We start from the raw sequence: 294 nt of genomic DNA, 5'->3' as shown, positions 1-294 counted from the left end.
CTTCAGGTCGTCATAGTTCTCCCGAGTGGCAACTTCTATCATCACGTCGATCCGCATCTACTACGCTAACCACAGGAAGGGGGAGCCCGTCGTCCTCATCCACGGCTACCCGCTCGACGGCCACTCGTGGGAGAAGCAGTCGGCCGCCCTGCTCGACGCCGGGTACCGCGTCATCACCTACGACCGCCGCGGGTGCGGGCAGTCGAGCCAGCCCACCACGGGCTACGACTACGACACGTTCGCCGCCGGCCTGAAGACGGTGCTCGACACCCTGGACCTGCGCTACGCGGTCCT

Annotated in this window: 1 protein-coding gene; it reads left to right on the top strand. The window is 65.6% G+C overall.

The genetic code is table 11. The features are described from left to right. Positions 1-25: 25 nt before the first annotated feature. On the top strand, positions 26-294 hold a 269-nt coding region (locus KVT14_RS20260; protein WP_217617289.1), incomplete at its 3' end, for an alpha/beta fold hydrolase.

Origin of the sequence: Cellulomonas sp. GbtcB1, assembly GCF_019091725.1 — a bacterium.
Lineage (GTDB): Bacteria > Actinomycetota > Actinomycetes > Actinomycetales > Cellulomonadaceae > Cellulomonas.
The sequence above is the reverse complement of the archived record's forward strand: the minus strand, read 5'-3'. Positions and strand labels throughout refer to the sequence as shown.